Raw genomic sequence first — 17,081 nt, forward strand, 5'->3', positions numbered from 1 at the left:
GCACCAGCCTTGCCTGCGCCGTCTCGCGCGCGGCCACCTCCTCGCGCACGCGGTCCTCCAGCGTCTCGGCGAGTTCGCGCAGCCGGGCGTCGTTCTCCCGGAGCACCGCCTCGGCCTCCTTGGCGGCGGTGACGTCGCGCGCGACCGCCAGCAGGCGCGGCGCCTCGCCGTTCGCGCCGGGCAGCGAGGAGAAGCTCACGTCCCGCCAGCGCGGCGCGCCCTTGGCGGTCGGCCCGAAGGCGGTGAAGCGCGCCGGCCGGCCCGCCCGCGCCTCGGCCATGGCCGCGCGCACCACCGGTACGGCCTCGGCGGGCCAGAGCACCTCCAGCGGCTGGCCCAGCACCGCCGAGAGATCGTCGATCTCCTTTTGGCAACGCCCGGGCTCGTTGAGGAAGGCGATCTGTCCCTCGGCATCGACCACCGCCACGCAGTCGGTGGTCGCGCCGAGCACGCGGTGGGCGAAGGCCTCGCTCTCGCGCAGCCGCTCCTCGGCCAGGTGACGGTCGGTGACATCAAGCGTCACCCCGGTGAGCGTCCCGGACCCGCCCACTCGTCCTGGCAGCGCCTCGGCGCGGCTGAGCAGCCACCGCGTCGGCCCGCTGGGCGCCCGGACGCGGTACTCGATCTCGGTCGTGCCCCCCTCCCGCACGAGGCGGCCGAAATCCGCCTCCAGGCGTGCCGGTCGTCGGGATGCAGGCGGGTCAGCCAGGTGGCGTGGTCGAGGGGCACCCCCGGTGACACGCCAAAGAGCGCCCGCAGGCCGTCGTCGCAGCGGACCACCGCGTCCGGCCCGATCTCGAACGGGTGCACGCCCCCGGCCTCCTGCGCCCGCCGCAGCCGTGCCTTGCTCTCCGCCAGCGCCGCTGTAGCGCGGTCGCGCTCGGAAGCCGCCTCGGCCAGGACCTGCGCCGCCGCCTCCACCTCGCGGATGCCGCTCTCCCGCGTGCCGGGTGCGGCAAGCCCGCCGATGGCCGTGGCGATGCGACGGGACTGGTGCAACGCGACTACCAGACCGAACAGCATCAGCGCAGCGCCACCGGCGGCAACACCAGCGAGCGAGCGCCAAAGCTCCGCTTGCACCGTCGCCTGCCGGATCCCAACCACCACTGACCAGCGTAAGCCTGGCAGCCGGCTGAAGGCAGCGTAGACAGGCTGACCGTCGATCGCGGGAGACAAGAATACGCCCTGAGCAGCTTCGCCCGACACAGCCTGCCGCGCCTCCGTCTGCGCCTGGCGGCCGGTAAACTCGTCTATCCCTGGTGTGCGAGTGACGATCGTGCCGGTGCTGTCGAGCACAGTGGCGATCCAGGCGCTACCCGGCGGACGCTGCTCATCCAACACCCGGCCGAGGGCGCTGGGGCGCAAGCCCATGTTCAGGTCGTAAACTACCCTTCCCCTGCGGCGCACAGGCACATCGATGGCGACGAGTGGCTCGCGTGTGATGGGCCCGGTGTAGAGGTCCGACACCTGGGCCTGTCCGGTCTCAAACACTCGTTCGATGACGCCGGGATCACCGCGGTGGGGGAGGGGGGTACCGAAGGGCACCACGGAGTTGACGAGCATTTGCCCGGAGGCATCCGAGAGCACGACGCGGGCGCCGTCGGGCCGTGGCATGCGCTGCATGACGTCGTAGAAGCCTGCCAGATCCTCCGTATCGAGGCTGCGTGAGGAGGCGAGCGCCTCCAGCATAGCCCTCGCCACGTCGAGCTCGCGGGCCACGACGAGAGCGAGCGAGGCGGCGCGTGCCTGCAGGTCGCGCTCGATGGCTCTCTGGCCGGAGCGCCAGGTCAGCACCGCCGTGCCCGCCGTGACCGCGCCGAAAGGCAGAACCATGGCGAGGACGATTGCCAGGAGGCGCGTCCGGATTGTCGGCGAGGGGAAGGGCACGTCAGATCAGAAGTCGGATCCGGACATAACCCATCGGCATGTTCCAGAGATGGTTTGGCCGCTGTGCAACAATGGCATCTACCTGCGAGGGAGATCTTTCTCGCCGTGTATCGTCCCTATCCTGCTTTGCAAGCAGGAGTTATCGATTGTTACTTCTTCAATAGAAAAAATTAGGCAGACAGGGGACCGATCCAGGAGAAGCGGCAACTGTAGCGGGCAATAGAATGCGCGCTGAGGTTGTGTTTCCTCGACGAAGTCGATATGATCAACAGATAAGGCGACAGAGTGCAGCTGCGAACGATGCGAGACACGGTCGGTGGTGACGGAGAAGGTGCCTCATCACACGTCAGAGTTGAGTAGTCTCTATGTCGTTGGCTGGTCATCGAACTCGAGGCGGAGGTGAGATCGATCCCGACCAGATCGCTCAGATCGCCACCTCTTTGCAGTCTCTTCAAGTTCCGAACTTCTCCGTCGCTCGAACGAAGGCAGTAAGCCCTTTGCCCGAGGTGGGCACCAAGCGGCATCGTTTGCGCTTCCGGGTCCTTCTTGCCACCACCTTCGCGGTTCTTGCCCTTGGTGCGGCTGGCACTGCAGCCCTCCTGGCGCAGCGCGAGACGACCGCGGCCTTGCGGGAGGACGCGGGCGCGGACCTCGCCGAGGCGGCGCGCGGGCTGGCTGAACTGCTCGACCGCGGGCTGTTCGAGCGCTGGCGGGACGTCCAGGTCGCGGCCGCCCTCGGCGCAGCCCTCCGTGACCCTGCCTCGTCGTCCGAGGCCAAGCGGACCGAGCTGCGCCGCCTGCGCGAGACCTTCCCCGACTATGCCCTGGTCATGTTCGTGTCGCCGGAGGGACGCGTGGTGGCGAGTGACAGCGGGCTCGTTGAGGGGGTCGATGTCTCCCGGCGCGAGTACTTTCTCGGCGGCCGAGAGGGGCCTTTTGCGGGCGACGTTCACGACGCGATCCTCCTTCGCGGACTGGTCAAGCGGCTTGGCCAGCCGGGTCCTCGCCCACAGGGAACGGCAATACCGACTGGTCCGGGTGAGCCGCCGCGCTTCGTCGATGTGGCAACCCCTGTACGTGGATCGGACGGAGCGCTGATCGGCGTCATGGCCGCCCACCTCTTCTGGGAATGGGCCGAGGACGTCGAGGCCTCGGTGCTGGGACCGCTGCGCGCGCGGCGCCCTGGGGCAGAGGGCTTCATCATCGCCGCGGACGGATCCGTCCTGCTGGGTCCCGCACCCTGGCGGGGCGGGAGGCTGACACCGGTGGAAGGCAGTGCCGGTGTCTCAGCGCTTCAGCAGATCGTCGCGACAGCCAACAAGGAGCGTTCGCACGGCCATGGGGCGGGGTACTGGCCGGACCCGGGACGTGTTGGTGCCCGTGTGGCTGGCTCGGCCGAGTTCATCGCGGGATGGGCCCCTACGGGTGGCCATGGCGGTTATGGCGGGCTCGGCTGGACCGTGGTCGCACGTCAGGAGGCGGAGACGGCCTTGGCGCCTGCCAGGCAGCTACGCAACCGCATACTCCTTTGGGGGGCCGCTGCCGCCGTCGCGGCGGCTCTCCTTGGCTGGATGTTGGCGAACCGGCTTGCCAGGCCCATTGAGGCTCTCGCGGGCTTTTCGGCCTCCCTCGACAACGATGAGGCAGGCCGCCCACGATCGTCGCGCTCCGCTGGCTCGGTTGCCCGAACCCTTGAGGAAGCGGCCCTCACCGGTGCCTTGAGCGGTCTTGCTGCCGATCGGGACGTGGCAGCCGCGAACTTTGGTCGTGCGCGCGAGAAGCAGTTGGAAAGCGAGGCGTTCCTTCGCTCGGTCCTCGACGCGAGCACGGACTGTCTGAAGGTGGTCAGCCTTGACGGCCGGCTGGAGTTCATGAACGCGAACGGCTGCCTTCTCATGGAGATCGACAACTTCGAGGCGGTGCGAGGCAGTCAGTGGGCGTCATTGTGGCCAGAGCAGACGCGTGAGCGGGTGCGGCAAGCCTTGGCCACGGCTGCTGCTGGAGGGGAGGAGCGCTTCGAGGCGTTCTGCCCCACAGCCAAAGGTGCCCCTCGGTGGTGGGATGTTGCCATCGCGCCGGTGCGCGACCCGGCGGGCCAGATCGTGCGGGCCGTCTGCGTGGCACGTGACATCACCGCGCGCCAGGAGACTGACGAGCGCCTGCAACTCATCGTCGAGAGCGCCAAGGACTACGCGATCTTCACGACCGACCATGAGAACAGGATTGTGGACTGGCTCGCCGGGGCCGAGGCCGTGTTTGGCTGGGCGGCCAACGAGGTTGTCGGCCATGACGCAGCACTTCTCCATGCGCCGGAGGAACGCGAGACAAGGCTCGCCCTTGAAGGGATGGAGGTTGCGCAGGCAGCAGAGAGTGTACCGAACTCGGGCTGGCACGTCCGGAAAGATGGGCAGCGTGTCTTCATTGATGGCCGCGTGACGGCTCTTCGGGATCCGAGCGGCGCCTTGCGTGGCTACCTGAGGATTGGTCAGGACGTGAGTGACCGGCGAGCGGCCGAGGAGCGGAGCGTCCTGCTGATGCGCGAGGTCGATCATCGCGCAAAGAACGCCCTGGCGGTGGTGAGCGCCGCGTTACGTCTGACGCGCGCACCCGACCTGCAGACCTACATCCGTGTCATCGAAGGGCGCGTGGCGGCGCTTGCCCGGGCCCAGACGCTGCTCGCTCAGGACCGCTGGACCGGCGCTGACCTCGGGGCGCTGCTCCGGGGCGAGCTCGTGCCGTTCCTGAACAGCGGGCGGAAAGGTGGGCCTTGGGTTGAGATGGACGGCCCCACAGTCGTGCTACCGGCCAGCGCGGCGCAGCCCCTTGCGATGGTGGTGCACGAACTTGCCACAAACGCCCTCAAGTACGGCGCTCTCTCCAGTCCCAACGGTAGCGTGTCGATCACCTGGCGGCTCGAAGGCGGGCCACAAGGAATACTCCGCCTCCTTTGGACCGAGCGAGGCGGTCCCATGATCAGTGTAAGGCCACAGCGCCGCGGGTTTGGCTCGCGCGTGCTGGAGGGCACGGTGCGCGATCAGCTTGGAGGCGCTGTCTCGGTCAATTGGCACGAGGCGGGCCTTTCGTGCGAGCTCGCCGTGCCGCTGGTGCGCAGGTCCCTCTCGGATGGGGAGCCCACGGCACACGAGGGTAGACATCCAGAGCCCACACCCTGAGGAACGGCATCGTCAGAGCGACGCATTCGCCTCACGCGCGAGTTCCGGCATTAGGACAAGATCCGACACCAGGCAGACAGCAACGCTGACGATCCCCAGCAATCCTGTCTCAGACAAGGCGAGCGGGATGGAAAGCAGGGTGGTGACGCCGATGAGAGCCGCACTGAACTTCTTGCCCAGGTAGAACCGGTGCAGGCCACAAAAGCCTCCCAGCAGCCACAGAGCGTAGGCGAACCGGACGGAGCGCGGGGCGCGGCCGACCGCGACGTCGATAGGCAGGAGTTGAGTTTTCACGGCGGCTTCCAACCACTTGGCAGACCATCCAGATGTCACAGGTGAGGTCGGTTGGTAAAGTGTTTGTGATTCGGAGTTTTCCGGACAGAGGCTGACCTCAGGCCGATCGTTGCACAAAGGTGACAGCACCTTTGATGCGAGCTGGCTGGCGCCGAGGCTTATTGTTTCCGCAACAGTCGCCCGTATACCAGCGCCGCTTGCGGCCCACCGGGCCTGCTGTCCTCCCTTCCATCAACGTATTGGCCAGAATGACCATGCTCCCCGCCGAGCAGCACCTGCTGCAGGAAACCATCGCTCAGATCCTGCGACACCTTTCCACGGCCATTCAGGACGAAGCGGCCGGATCGCGGCGCTGGGCACGCCTGATCAGGGTGCTGGAGGAGGTTGAAACCCTCGAGCGCCTGGCCGAGGGCGGCTGCCGCGACGCGGCGAGGCGCCGGCCGCTGACCTCGTCCCCGCCCGTGATGCGCGCGCAGCGGCTTGGCCTCGTCAACCTGCTCTCCGGCAGCCGCGCGGTCGAGCTCAGCTCGGTGGCCTAGCGGCCAAGCGGCACCGTCCCCACGTCGACCCTACCGGCCACCGCGCATGTAGTGGCGCTCCGGCCGGTAGGAGGTCGCGGCAATCCAGCCACGCAGGACGGTGATGAGCTTGCGCACGGGCCGCGACGGCCCGCTCAAACGCCGTGGGTTGAAGATCATGCGGCTACCTTCAGGTGGCGGGAACGCGCGTGCCCAAGCAGCAACGACTGGGCGAGCAGCAGCCGGTCGGGACGCATGTCCGGCGCGGCTTTCGGCGGAAAGCTCGTGGGCGCAAAGACATCGCGGGAGGGGTCGGCCAAAGCCTCGATCGTCTCCGCGGCGTCCGTGGCCTCACTCAGAAGGGCGAAGCGAACCTGCTCGCTCGTCTGCCGGGCGGTTACTTGGCTCAGGCAGGCGGTGAGGAGCGCCCAGGCACTCTGTACCCGTCGTTGATCCAGGATCGTCATGAGCTGTAAACCCGAAGGAGGCCTTGAGAGGTCAATGTCCTCACGTTTTCGTGAGGAAGCACGATCTAAGGTTCTTTAGACAAAGAAGGCAACAGAAGTTTTCAACATTTTCTTATCGGAAAGAACTGGCTAGGTCAGGTGGTCTGGCGAGGAACGACGAGGCCACACGCCTTCTGTCTGAGGAGCGCCGAGATCGTGGGTGCCTCCAACCTGACCATCCACGAGCCGATCAAGGACGCGCACCGGCAACCGGTCGGCATACTCTTCGTCGGCGTGTCCTTCGCCAAGGCAGAAAGGGCCTTCAACCGGATCGTGCGCGAGGCGCTGCTCGCGGGATTGCTGGTCGTCGTGGTCGTGGGGCGGTTGGCTGGTTCATGCTCCGTCGCATCATGCGCCCGCTGGGTGAGTTCGCGGCGGTCGTCCGCGCCATCGCCGCCTTGCCAGTGGCGCATGCCCCACCTCGCGTCATGCGTTTCTAAGTCCTGTCTCCCGCGGTCGCGTTGGCCAGCAGCGCCTCGACGCGCTCGGCGATCTGCTCCGCCGTGACCGGCTTGCGCAGCATGGAGAAGCTGCCGCTGAGGGCACCGTCCACCGCGATCTCCGCCGCGTTCGTGGCGAAGCCCGTCAGCAGGATCGCCGGGAGCTCGGGGCGGCGCCGGTGCGCCTCGCGGATCAGCATCACCCCGTCCATGCCCGGCATGAAGAGGTCGGAGATGACGATGTCCGGCCGCGTGCCCGCGTCGAGGAGCGCGAGCGCGGCCGGTCCCGAGCCCGCCGGCAGGACCACGTAGCCCATCGTCTCCAGCTGCTCCGACGTGACCTCCCGCACGATGGGGTCGTCGTCGACCAGCAGGACGCGCCGCTGCTGGACGGCCTCGACGGCCGCGTCATCCGTGTTCTCCAGGGGCGACGCGCCCGCTTGGCCCGCACAGGGGAACCACAGGCTCACCGTGGTCCCGCGGCCCGGCACGCTCTCGATGTGCAGCGCGCCGCCCGACTGCTCCGCGAAGCCGCGGGCCATGGCGAGGCCGAGCCCGGTGCCCTTGCCCTCCCCCTTGGTCGTGAAGAACGGCTCGGTTGCCCGGGCCAGCACGTCGAGCGGCAGGCCCGTGCCGGTGTCGCTCACCGACAGGCGGACGTAGCAGCCGGCGAGCAAGGTGGCCGGCACCGGCCTTCCTCCGGCGGTTCCGCTGCCGTCGCGCTCCACGATGTCCGTCCCGGCCGCGAAGGTGAGGACGCCGCCACCCGGCATGGCGTCGCGCGCGTTGGTGGCGAGGTTGACCAGCACCGTCTCGAGCTGCGCCTTGTCGGCCAGGGCCGCCGGCAGGTCAGCCGGCGCCTCGACGCGGACCACGACGCCGGTGCCCAGCGTGTGCCGGAGGATGTCGCGCAGGCCGCCGAACAGGGCTGCGACGTCCATCGGCCGCGCGCTCGCGTCGCCCCGCCGCGCGAAGGCGAGCAGCCGCTGCGTCACCGCCGAGCCCCGCGCCGCCGCCTCTCCGGCCAAGCGGGCCAGGCGCCGGACGTTCTCCGGGTCGGCCGGACGGCGCTCGATCAGCCCGGCCGCGCCCTGCACGGCCTGCAGGACGTTGTTGAAGTCGTGCGCGACGCCCCCGGCGAGCTGGCCGAGGGCCTGCATCCGCTCGGCGTGGGCCAGCCGGCTCTGGATCTCCTGGAGCTCGCGGGTCCGCTCGACGACCAGCCGCTCCAGCTCGGCCTGCATGTCGCGCTCCTCCGTGACGTCGCGGGCGACGCCGACCAGGCGGAGCGGCGCCCCGGTCCGGGTGTCCCGCTCAACCACCAGCGCCTGCTGCGCCACCCAGTTCCAGGCGTGACCCGGGCGGGGGATGCGGTACTCCGTCTCGAAGGTCTCGCCTCCCTGGCGCAGCACGCGCTCGTAGGCCGCGGCCCGCCGGGACGCGTCCTCCGGATGTATCGAGGCGAACCAGGCGTGCAACACGGGCGACGAGGCGGGCACCCAGGTCTCGGCGGGCAGGTCGAGGCCGGTGATCGCGAGCGCGCGCGCGTCGAGGCGCCAGCAATCGCGCGGCAGGTCGAACTCCCACACGCCGAGGCGCGCGCCCTGCACCGCGAGGCGCAGGCGGCCCTCCTTCTCGGCCAGCGCCGCCTCGGCCCGCTTGAGCTCGGTGATGTCGCGGCCCTCGGGCACGAGGAACACCACGGCCCCGCGCTCGTCCCGCACGGGGCGGAGCGAGAAGTCGATGACGGCGTTCCGCTCGGCGCCGCGCACCTCGACCTCGTAGCGCACGAAGGCGCCGCCCGCCGCTTCGGCCACCGCCGCGCGCAGCCGCGCCGCGCTCTCCGGGGTGCCCACCCACCACCCGGTGTCCCAGAACTTCAGCCCGATCGTCTCTTCCCCGGTCAGCCCGCCAAAGGCGAGTGCCGCCTGGTTTGCCTCGAGGAGGGTGCCGTCCGGTGTCAGGAGGCCAGTGAACTGGAACATGCCCTCGAACAGCGCGCGCAGCCGCGCCTTGCGCTCGCGAAGGCTCGCCTCCGTGTTCCGTCGCTCGGTCACGTCGAGGAACAGCACGGCGAAACGCTGCCCGGTACTGTCCCAAGCAGGGTAGGCCCGCACCTCGTACTCGCGCTCGCCGAGCGAGGGCACCTCGATCTGGAAACGCGCCGGCGCGCCGCCCTCCGCCACCCGGGCATAGGTTTCGAACAGCCAGTCCGGCAGGTCAGGGAACAGCGCGCGCCCCGTGCGCCCGACCACCTGATCAGCGCGGAGGCCGGTCAGGTCCTCGAAGGCCGGGTTCACCTCGAGGTAGCGAAAGTCCAACACCTCGCGGCCCGGATCGCGCACCATCTCGGCCACGAAGAACCCCTCGCCCATCCGCGCGAACAGCGCCCGCAGCTCCGTCTCGGGCATCGTGAGAGGCACCCGTACGCCTTCCTTGGGTGCCGCCTGGCCCCATTCTCCGGACGACTGGGCAGGCTGAGCGGAACCGCCCTCGTCATCGGGAGAAGGTGGCATCCAGGCAGAACTTTCCAGAAAGACGTTCAGAGGAGGGTGGGAACCTATATTTGTGGTGATCGTAAGATTTATGAGTTGTTCCGAGGGCTATTATTCGCGGCAATGCCGGGGGTGTGATCGCCGAGCCTCGTGTTAGGCTCGTGTTGGGCAACCCCGTATCGCCGGGACCCCACGGCGAACCAGGCGTCCCCACCATGACCGAGACGAGCCCCGCGGCGGCCTTCTGCCTTCCCTGCCCCGTGAGACGTCTGCCGATCTTCGAGCCCTTCACCGAGGGCGATCTGGCCTTCGTCATGAACACCTGGCGGGCGCGGCGGGCGTTCACCGCCGAGGCCGACATCCTGCGCCCCGACGAGGCCGGGAGCGCGCTCTACACGCTCTGGGAGGGCTGGGCCTACCGCTTCCGGGCGCTGCCGGGCACCACCTCCGAGGGACGCCCGCGCCGGCAAATCCTCGACATCCTCCTGCCCGGCGACACCATCGGGCTGGAGAGCACCTTCACGGGTGCGAGCGCGCACGGCGTCCGGGCGCTGACCCCGGTGCAGGTCTGCGCCCACGACCCGCGCGCCTTCGGGGCGATCAGCACGGCCTGCCCCGGCCTGTGCCAGGCCATGATGGTGGGGGACCAGCTCGACCTGCGGCGGCTGGACGAGCGCCTCACCCAGCTCGGGCGCGCCAGCGCCACGCAGCGCCTCGGCTTCACCATGCTGGACCTGCACGACCGCCTCGCCGACCGCGAACTGGTCACCGCGGGCGAGGACGGCGCCGCGCGCCTGCCCTGGCCGCTGCAGCGCCGCCACCTCGCTGACCTGCTCGGCCTCTCGGGCGCCCACGTCACGCGCAGCATGGCCGAGCTCCGCGCGGCCGGGCTGGCGGCGGTGGAGGGGGACGCGCTGGTGCTCCGCGACCGCGCTCGCCTGGCCGCGTTCTGCGAGTACGCGCCCGCGGGCGGCACCGTGCGGCGGGGTGTGCTGTAGCCGCGGTCAGCCCGGGCGGCGCTCGCCCGCGGCCACTCCCTCGAGCAGCATCGCCACGCGCTCGGCCAGGGCCCGGCCCTCGATCGGCTTGCGCAGCAGGGTGAAGGCGCCGCTCATCGCCCCGCCGATGGCGATCTCGGCGGCGTTGGTCGCGAAGCCGGTGAGCAGGATCGCCGGCAGCCGCGGCCGGCGCCGCTGCGCCTCGCGGATCAGGGTCAGCCCGTCCATCCCCGGCATGGACAGGTCCGAGATGAGCACGTCGGCCGCCTCGCCCTCCTCCAGCAGCGCGAGCGCCGAGGCGCCGTCCGCCGCGACCAGCAGGGCGAAGCCCTCGGCCTCCAGCCCCTCGGCGGTGACCTCGCGCACGAGCGCGTCGTCCTCGACCAGCAGCACGCGCACGCCCCGGCGCCCGCGCCCGCCGGCCATCTCAGTCGGCGCCGACGGCGGTGCAGCCGCCGGGAGCGCGCCCTCGGCGAGTGGGAACCAGAGGCTGACCGTGGTGCCCCGGCCCGGCGCGCTGACGATCTGCAGCCCGCCGCCGGACTGCTCCGCGAAGCCCTTGGCCATGGCCAGGCCCAGGCCGGTGCCCTTGCCGTGCTCCTTGGTCGTGAAGAACGGCTCGGTGACGCGCGCGAGCACCGCGGCGGGCATGCCCGCACCGGTGTCGGTCACGGACAGGCGCAGGTAGGAACCGGCCTTGAGGCCGGCCGGGTGGCGCGCTCCCGGGGCGTGCGGCACCATCTCGGCCGCCGCGGCGAGGGTGAGCTGGCCGTTGCCGGCCATGGCGTCGCGCGCGTTGGTGGCGAGGTTGACCAGCACCGTCTCCAGCTGGCCCTTGTCGGCCAGCAAGGGCGGCAGCCCGCGCGCCGCCTCCACCCGCACGCCGATGCCGGTGCCGAGGGTGTGGACCAGCACCTCGTGCATGCCGGCGAGGAGCGCCACGGGGTTCACCGCCTCCGTGTGAAGGTCGCCGCGGCGCGAGAAGGCGAGCAGGCGGCGGGTGACCGAGGCGCCCCGCCCGGCGGCCTCCGACACCATGCGCGCCAGCCGGCGCACGCCGTCCGGGTCACCCGGCCGGCGCTCGATCAGCGCCGCGCCGCCCTGCACGGCCTGGATGACGTTGTTGAAGTCGTGCGCGATGCCGCCGGCGAGCTGGCCGAGCGCCTCCATGCGCTGGGCGTGGGCAAGGTGCGCCTGCGCCGCTTCGCGCGCCGCGACCTCCTCCTGCACCCGCGTTTCCAGCGCCTCGTTGAGAGACCGGAGTTCGGCCTCCCGCTGCCGACGCTCCGTCACGTCCAGGTGGACGCCGACGCAGCGCAGGGCGCGCCCCTGCGCGTCGCGCACGAAGCGCGCCTGCGCCTCAACGAAGCGCACCGTCCCATCTGGGTGGACGATGCGGTATTCGGACTGCCGGCCAGTGGCTCCCGCAGCGGCTAAGGTCTCTATTTCAAGGAGCACACGATTCCGGTCCTCGGGGTGCAGCAGCGCGGACCACGCCTCGCGATCGAGCCGGGACGTGCCCGGCGGCAGGCCGAAGATGCGCTGGTCCACCGCCGAGAGCGTCACCTCGCCCGTGCGCAGGTCGCGCACGAACCCGCCAACCCCGCCCGCCTCCTGCACCATCCGCAGCAACGCCTCGCTCTCGGTCAGATCCTCCTTGGCGGTCTTGAGGTCGTGGACGTCGGTGCAGGTGCCGTACCAGCCGAGAAGCCGACCCTTGCTGTCGCGGGCGGGGATGCTGCGGCCGAGGAACCAGCGATAGGCGCCGTCGCGTCGGCGGATGCGGTACTCGACCTCGTAGGGGTCCCCGCTGCGGGTCACGGCTGCCCAGGCAGCGATGGCGCGGTCGCGATCCTCGGGGTGCAGCATGCTCGGCCAGCCATCGCCGAGCAGGGCATCGGCTGAGAGACCGGTGAAGTCCAGCACCCAATTGTTGTAGTAGGTCGCGCGGCCGCTGGCGTCGCAGGTGAAAACAGCGCCGGGCACGGCCTCGGCCATGGCCCGGAAGCGGGCCTCGCTGTCCCGCAGGGCTGCCGCGCCCTGACGGGCGCGCTCGCGCTCGGCCACCAGCTCGCGCTCGTAGGCGCGGCGCTCGGTGGCATCGACGACGAGGACGCGGTAGCCGATCAGCGCGCCGTCGGCGCCGTCGATCCGCCGCCAGTCGAACAGCGCCGGCCGCCGGCCCTGCGAGCCGCGGAGGTCGAGGGCAATCTGGCGCAGGGTGCCCTCGGACTGCAGGAGCGGGGCGCAGTGCGTCTCGTAGAAGATGCGTGCCCCCGCGGTGACGATGTCCTGCAGGCGCTTGCCGCGGAGCTCGTCCCCACCCGCGCCGAGCCAGCCAAGCAGCGTGCCGTTGGCGCTTGCGATCGTGCCGTCAGGTCGCGTGGTCAGGTATCCGACCGGCGCCGCGTCGTAGAGCTCGTTCACCGTCGTGGGTGGTGGGTCGGCGTGCCCTGGGGGCAAGCGCTCCACGTCCGGCATCAGGCGACAAAGCGGCGAATGGCCGCGATTGTCTCCTCGGGCGCGCTCATGTGCGGGCAGTGCCCGGTGGCGTTCATCAGCTGGTACTCGGCGTGGGGCAGGTGCTGGTGCATCCACTCGCCGACCGCCACGGGCGCGAGCGCGTCCGAGCTCGTCTGCAGGACGAGTGAGCGAGCCGGGCACCGCGGCACCTCGGCACGGTGGTCCGCGAGGAAGACCACCCGGGCCGCGGCGCGCGCGATGTCCGGATCGGTGCGGCAGAAGCTGCTTTCCAGGGTGGTGCCGAGTTCAGGGCGGTCCTGGTTGCCCATGATCACGGGTGCCATGCTGCGGGACCAGCCGAGGAAATTGGCGTCGAGCACCTCGAGGAGGTCGTCGACGTCCTCGCGGGAGAAGCCGCCGGTGTAGTCCGCGTCGTCGACGAAGCAGGGAGAGGGGCACACCATGACAAGGGAGGCGAAGCGGCTCGGCTGAGCGATGGCGGCGAGCATGCCGACGTTGGCGGCCATGGAGTGGCCAACGAAGACGGCATCGTTCAGCTCGAGCGCCTCCAGAACCTCAAGGAGGTCGTCTGCGTAGGCTCCGAGGCTGTCGTAACGCTCCGGGTCGAAGGCGGAGATGTCCGAGCCGCCGAAGCCGACGTGGTCGAGGAGCACCACGCGCCAGTCGTTCATAAAGGCCGGCGCCACCGCCCTCCAGGCTGTCAGGTCGCAGCCGTAGCCGTGGGCGAACACCATGGTGCGGCTGCCTTGGCCGGAAAGGGTGACGTTGTTGCGGCGGAGGACGTCCACGCGGCTTACCCTGACCTGGGATGACGGCCTCCGGAAAGGCCTTTTCACCGGGCTGCATACGGGTAACCGGGCCGGAAAGGCAACGGGAATACCGTCCATGGCATGGCACCGGGCTGCCATGGCAGTGGGGGGCAGGGTGGTTGCCCCGCCGGGTCACGGCGACGAAGGAAACGCGGGTGTTGGGAGACCCGGGCTTTTTAGGCGACACTCGTTGCCTCCCGGGTTTGGCGCGGAGAGTAGCGGCTTGGCAGTGGGTTACACGGCAGGCAGGTTCAGGTTGCACCCGAACACATTCGGACACTCAGAAGGACCAGCACGTGTCGAAGAAGTTCCTCACCGACGTCATCCAGCAGTCCAGCGAGATGACCGGTGTCGCCGCCGGGCAGGTGGCCGCTGACCTGATCGCCGCCATCAAGACCGAGATCGTGGAGAGCGGTCGCTTCTCGCTGCCGGACTTCGGCACTTTCACGGTTCGCGAGACCGCCAAGCGCACGGCGCTCAACCCGCGCACGGGCGAGAAGATCCAGGTCAAGGCTGGCGCGACGGTCAAGTTCAAGGCCAGCCCCTCGCTCAAGGAGGCGGCCTTCGCAGGCGCCAAGAAGGCCAAGCGCAAGGCGGCGAAGACCAAGGCCGGCTGACACCCCAGCGGACCGCCCGAGGGACCGGCGGGCGAACCGCGGAACGTCAGGCTGGCGTTGCCGGGCCTGCCGTCTTGCCGCCCGGAAGTGAGGTCAGCCGCGCATCACGGCCGTGCCGCCCCGAGGTCCCCCTCGGCCCCAGCAAGGCCTGCCACGCGCCTCGGCCCGGACGGCTGATGCTGGCGCGGCGGCAAAGAGGCGGCCGGCAGCGGGAGCTGTAGGGAGGGCGCGTCGTTCCGCCTCCCTCGTGCCCCACGCGGCTGGGGCTCGGCGGCCGGCGCGTCGGCGACGCCCGGCACGGGCCAGAAGCACACGACCCGCCCCTCCTCGCCCCGGAGTGCCAGGAACACCACGCGCGTCACCTCGCCCTCCTCGCCCGTCTCCACGGCCAGGCGGAACATCAGCCCCTCGGCCGCGTCGTTCCCCCCGAGCGCCAGGGCGAGCTGCTGCGCCTCGCTCTCCTGCTGGCGGAGCGTGCGCTTGCTCGGCTCCTCGGCGTCACCCCGGAAGAAGCGCACGGGCACGCCCTCGATGAGGAAGACGAAGTGGTGCGTCTCGTCGAGGACGCCGAGCCAGGGATAGCGACCCGCCTCGGCGGCGCGGCGGAGCCGGTTGCGGCTGAAGGAGTAGGCGCGGCAGCCGATCGACCAGGCATCGTCGCCCGCCCAGCTGTCGGCCATGGCGAGCGCGTCCGTGCGCCCGCGGGCGAGCAGGCGGGCGCAGGCGGTGATCCGCTCCTCCGTCAGCGCGGGGTGCAGGTCCCACGGGAGGCGTGCCCTCGGCGCTGCGTCGGCCTTGTTCGTCATTCGGGCAGGACAGCGCACGACCCAAGGCAAGCGACAGCCAAGCGATGACGCTGGATCAAGGCGGGCGGAAGCCGGCCCTTTGAGGAGCGCGCCGTCCGGGCGCCGAGCCGGGGTGGCCTAATAGCGGAAGGCTCAGAAGCTGAGCTTCAGCTTGCCGATCACGCCCTGGTAGCCGTGGTCACCATCCAGGTAGGAGACGCCGACCTGCACCGGCGCCGGGGCCGTTGCGGTGGTTCCACTCCGCAGTGACACCGCGATGCCGTACTCGCGGTAGCTGTTCACATAGAGCCGGTCGCCGGCGAAGCGGGTGTCGGTCACGGCAACGGAGCCGTCGATCACGCGGCCGGCCAGCTCGCCCAGGCGGTGCGTGAGGATGATGCCATTGCGGAAGCTCCAGTTGGCGATGTCGTAGGAGATCCGATAGTCCTCGATCCGGATGGGAACGGTCTCGCCGTAGCCCACGCTGTTGCCGATCGTCAGCCCGGTCTCGGCACCGAGGTTGAAGCGCAAGGTGCTGGTGACCGAGCCGGCGGCGATCCCGCCGATGGCGCCGGCATCGACCGAGCCCGCGAAGCCGAAGCGCGCGCGAGGGGTGAGGCTCCAGTTCGGAACGCCCGGCACCTGCCAGCGGTAACCCAGGCCGAGTGAGGCCTGGTAGACCTTCGAACCCTCGAGATCGGCGATGGCGACCGGCAGGTCGGCCAGCACGCCGTCGCCGTTGCGGAAGTTGTAGGTGTAGCGGGAGGAGAGTTCGAAGAGGCGGCCGTTGTAGCCCTGCGCCGAGGTGCCAAGGACCGTGCCGCCGAGGCCCCAGTGGCTGCCAGGCGCAGCGGGCTGGTACGCCGTCCCTGGTACCGTGGGCGTGACCACGCTGTCGTAGTCGGCCTGCACCATGCGGGAGAGCAGGCTGGTGGGGTTGCCGGCGATCGGGTCGAGCGGCGTCCTTGCCGCGGCGTACCGCAGCAGTCGGGTTATGGCGTTGGAGCCGGTCACCGCGTTGGCGATGACACGGGCATCACCGCTGTTCAGGGCGGCGGTGGGCACACCCGCGCTTGCGGCCGTGCCCTTGGCGAACTCCTGGAGCTGCTTCTGGCTCTCGTCCCGCGTGCGGCCGAGGAAGGTCTGGTCGATGCCGACGGCCGGCACCACCAGGCGAAGGCGGGTCGAGTTACTCTCGAAAGAGAGGTCGGCCGCAATGCCGCGTAGGCTGACCCGGGCGGACGCGGCGGAACGCTCCGTGTAGGCCGGGAAGAGCTCGCGGAGCCGGTTGCTCGAGAGCTGATCGAGGAAGCGCTCGGCGTTGCCCGAGGTGATGCGGCGCTCAACGCCATCTACCCGGAGATCGGCCCGGAACAGCTCCTCGGAGCGGACAGGGCTGGTGATGATCAGCGCGGCTGCAAACGGAACAGCGCATATGGTGAGGTGGCGGAAATGCATGAGCTGGAGGCAGTCCGATGCGCTTTGCGAATGGACGCATGGAAGCCACGGACAGAAGCGCTCTTCCATATCTATCGATCACGGAAAAGTGAGTTGAGGGGCGGCGTGGCAAACGAGCCACACTGACCTGCGGTGCCTTAGGTCAGCTGCAGCGCAGCAAGTAGATTTCTTAACGCTGCCACCGTCTTTGAGCGCACCTGCGTCTGCTGGCGGCTACCCCACTGCCCTCCTTGCAGGCCGCACGGATCGCCATCAACCTGGCGGCACGGCAGGTGTTCCTCGACGCTCCTGACCCGTGAGCGCCTGACGCTCGCTCGGCGGCCCTGTGGCGCTGCGGCCGCACCGGCTCGTGCGTTACGGATCGGCTCTGGCCGTCCGGTTCCATGCCTTCCAAATGGTGCCCTTCCAAGGCGGCGAACGACCGCCCAGGGCCGCTGCTGCGCGAGGGGGCGGGTAGGCGGCCAAGGGTGGGTGCGGAGCAGGAGCGGGCATGGCGGCGGTGGACCCCGACGGCGAGCGGGTGCTGGACGAGCGGGAGGAGGCGCTGCTGTCGTCGCTGCCCGAGGCGGAGGGCGGGGCGCTGCGGACCCTGACCCGGCTGGCGCAGCGGCGCGGCC

General features: G+C 70.1%; 14 protein-coding genes. 4 read left to right on the forward strand and 10 right to left on the reverse strand.

The features are described 5' to 3' along the window. Together EAH89_RS31630 and EAH89_RS31635 are read right to left on the reverse strand one after the other, a co-directional pair. Positions 1–523: PAS domain-containing protein (locus EAH89_RS31630; RefSeq protein WP_161993823.1), on the reverse strand; the 523-nt coding region annotated here is incomplete at its 3' end. Beyond that, the gene (locus EAH89_RS31635) at positions 520–1,887 is read right to left on the reverse strand and encodes a cache domain-containing protein (protein ID WP_161993824.1); all 1,368 of its coding nucleotides are present in this window, start codon (positions 1,885–1,887) and stop codon (positions 520–522) included. The genes EAH89_RS31630 and EAH89_RS31635, both read right to left, overlap by 4 nt. A 506-nt stretch (positions 1,888–2,393) precedes the next feature. On the opposite strand from EAH89_RS31635, the gene EAH89_RS28675 reads away from it, so the two are divergent. Continuing rightward, complete coding sequence (locus EAH89_RS28675; protein ID WP_241667254.1) at positions 2,394–5,060, forward strand: PAS domain-containing protein; 2,667 nt, start codon at positions 2,394–2,396, stop codon at positions 5,058–5,060. 12 nt (positions 5,061–5,072) lie between these two features. Here EAH89_RS28675 and EAH89_RS31640 read toward each other — a convergent pair whose 3' ends face one another. Next, positions 5,073–5,366 (reverse strand): NINE protein, encoded by a 294-nt coding sequence (locus tag EAH89_RS31640; protein WP_161993825.1) that lies wholly within the window; start codon positions 5,364–5,366, stop codon positions 5,073–5,075. Between the two features lie 236 nt (positions 5,367–5,602). On the opposite strand from EAH89_RS31640, the gene EAH89_RS28685 reads away from it, so the two are divergent. Then, positions 5,603–5,893 (forward strand): hypothetical protein, encoded by a 291-nt coding sequence (locus tag EAH89_RS28685; protein WP_140887124.1) that lies wholly within the window; start codon positions 5,603–5,605, stop codon positions 5,891–5,893. 30 nt (positions 5,894–5,923) lie between these two features. On the opposite strand, the gene EAH89_RS33280 is transcribed toward EAH89_RS28685, so the two are convergent. The 3 genes from EAH89_RS33280 to EAH89_RS28695 form a co-directional block, all read right to left on the reverse strand. Further along, complete coding sequence (locus EAH89_RS33280) at positions 5,924–6,052, reverse strand: hypothetical protein (protein ID WP_277753907.1); 129 nt, start codon at positions 6,050–6,052, stop codon at positions 5,924–5,926. Further along, positions 6,049–6,339: a hypothetical protein gene (locus tag EAH89_RS28690; protein ID WP_140887125.1), complete on the reverse strand. Its 291-nt coding sequence runs from the start codon at positions 6,337–6,339 to the stop codon at positions 6,049–6,051. Before EAH89_RS28690 ends, EAH89_RS33280 begins: the two co-directional genes overlap by 4 nt. Before the next feature lie 475 nt (positions 6,340–6,814). Beyond that, complete coding sequence (locus EAH89_RS28695) at positions 6,815–9,241, reverse strand: PAS domain-containing sensor histidine kinase (RefSeq protein ID WP_161993826.1); 2,427 nt, start codon at positions 9,239–9,241, stop codon at positions 6,815–6,817. Between the two features lie 287 nt (positions 9,242–9,528). On the opposite strand from EAH89_RS28695, the gene EAH89_RS28700 reads away from it, so the two are divergent. Further along, positions 9,529–10,311 carry a Crp/Fnr family transcriptional regulator gene (locus EAH89_RS28700; RefSeq protein ID WP_140887130.1) on the forward strand — a complete coding sequence of 261 codons (783 nt, stop codon included), beginning with the start codon at positions 9,529–9,531 and terminating at the stop codon, positions 10,309–10,311. Between the two features lie 6 nt (positions 10,312–10,317). Here the strand turns inward: EAH89_RS28700 and EAH89_RS28705 are convergent, their stop codons facing one another. Together EAH89_RS28705 and EAH89_RS28710 are read right to left on the reverse strand one after the other, a co-directional pair. Then, positions 10,318–12,774 (reverse strand): PAS domain-containing hybrid sensor histidine kinase/response regulator, encoded by a 2,457-nt coding sequence (locus tag EAH89_RS28705; protein ID WP_161993827.1) that lies wholly within the window; start codon positions 12,772–12,774, stop codon positions 10,318–10,320. A gap of 17 nt (positions 12,775–12,791) precedes the next feature. Then, positions 12,792–13,583 (reverse strand): alpha/beta fold hydrolase, encoded by a 792-nt coding sequence (locus EAH89_RS28710; protein WP_140887136.1) that lies wholly within the window; start codon positions 13,581–13,583, stop codon positions 12,792–12,794. 317 nt (positions 13,584–13,900) lie between these two features. On the opposite strand from EAH89_RS28710, the gene EAH89_RS28715 reads away from it, so the two are divergent. Beyond that, positions 13,901–14,221 (forward strand): HU family DNA-binding protein, encoded by a 321-nt coding sequence (locus EAH89_RS28715; protein WP_140887138.1) that lies wholly within the window; start codon positions 13,901–13,903, stop codon positions 14,219–14,221. 104 nt (positions 14,222–14,325) lie between these two features. Here the strand turns inward: EAH89_RS28715 and EAH89_RS28720 are convergent, their stop codons facing one another. Together EAH89_RS28720 and EAH89_RS28725 are read right to left on the reverse strand one after the other, a co-directional pair. After that, positions 14,326–15,027 (reverse strand): hypothetical protein, encoded by a 702-nt coding sequence (locus EAH89_RS28720; protein ID WP_140887141.1) that lies wholly within the window; start codon positions 15,025–15,027, stop codon positions 14,326–14,328. Positions 15,028–15,159: 132 nt separating this feature from the next. Continuing rightward, positions 15,160–16,533: a hypothetical protein gene (locus EAH89_RS28725; RefSeq protein WP_140887144.1), complete on the reverse strand. Its 1,374-nt coding sequence runs from the start codon at positions 16,531–16,533 to the stop codon at positions 15,160–15,162. Between the last annotated feature and the right edge of the window lie 548 nt (positions 16,534–17,081).

This window comes from Muricoccus nepalensis (assembly GCF_006438825.1).
Lineage (GTDB): Bacteria > Pseudomonadota > Alphaproteobacteria > Acetobacterales > Acetobacteraceae > Roseomonas > Roseomonas nepalensis.

Excerpts from the sequence above, each read along its gene's own strand:
- EAH89_RS28685 (WP_140887124.1), top strand. The coding sequence starts at position 5,603 with ATGACCATGCTCCCCGCCGAGCAGCACCTGCTGCAGGAAACCATCGCT.
- EAH89_RS33280 (WP_277753907.1), bottom strand. The coding sequence starts at position 6,052 with ATGATCTTCAACCCACGGCGTTTGAGCGGGCCGTCGCGGCCCGTGCGC.
- EAH89_RS28690 (WP_140887125.1), bottom strand. The coding sequence starts at position 6,339 with ATGACGATCCTGGATCAACGACGGGTACAGAGTGCCTGGGCGCTCCTC.
- EAH89_RS28700 (WP_140887130.1), top strand. The coding sequence starts at position 9,529 with ATGACCGAGACGAGCCCCGCGGCGGCCTTCTGCCTTCCCTGCCCCGTG.
- EAH89_RS28720 (WP_140887141.1), bottom strand. The coding sequence starts at position 15,027 with ATGACGAACAAGGCCGACGCAGCGCCGAGGGCACGCCTCCCGTGGGAC.
- EAH89_RS28725 (WP_140887144.1), bottom strand. The coding sequence starts at position 16,533 with ATGGAAGAGCGCTTCTGTCCGTGGCTTCCATGCGTCCATTCGCAAAGC.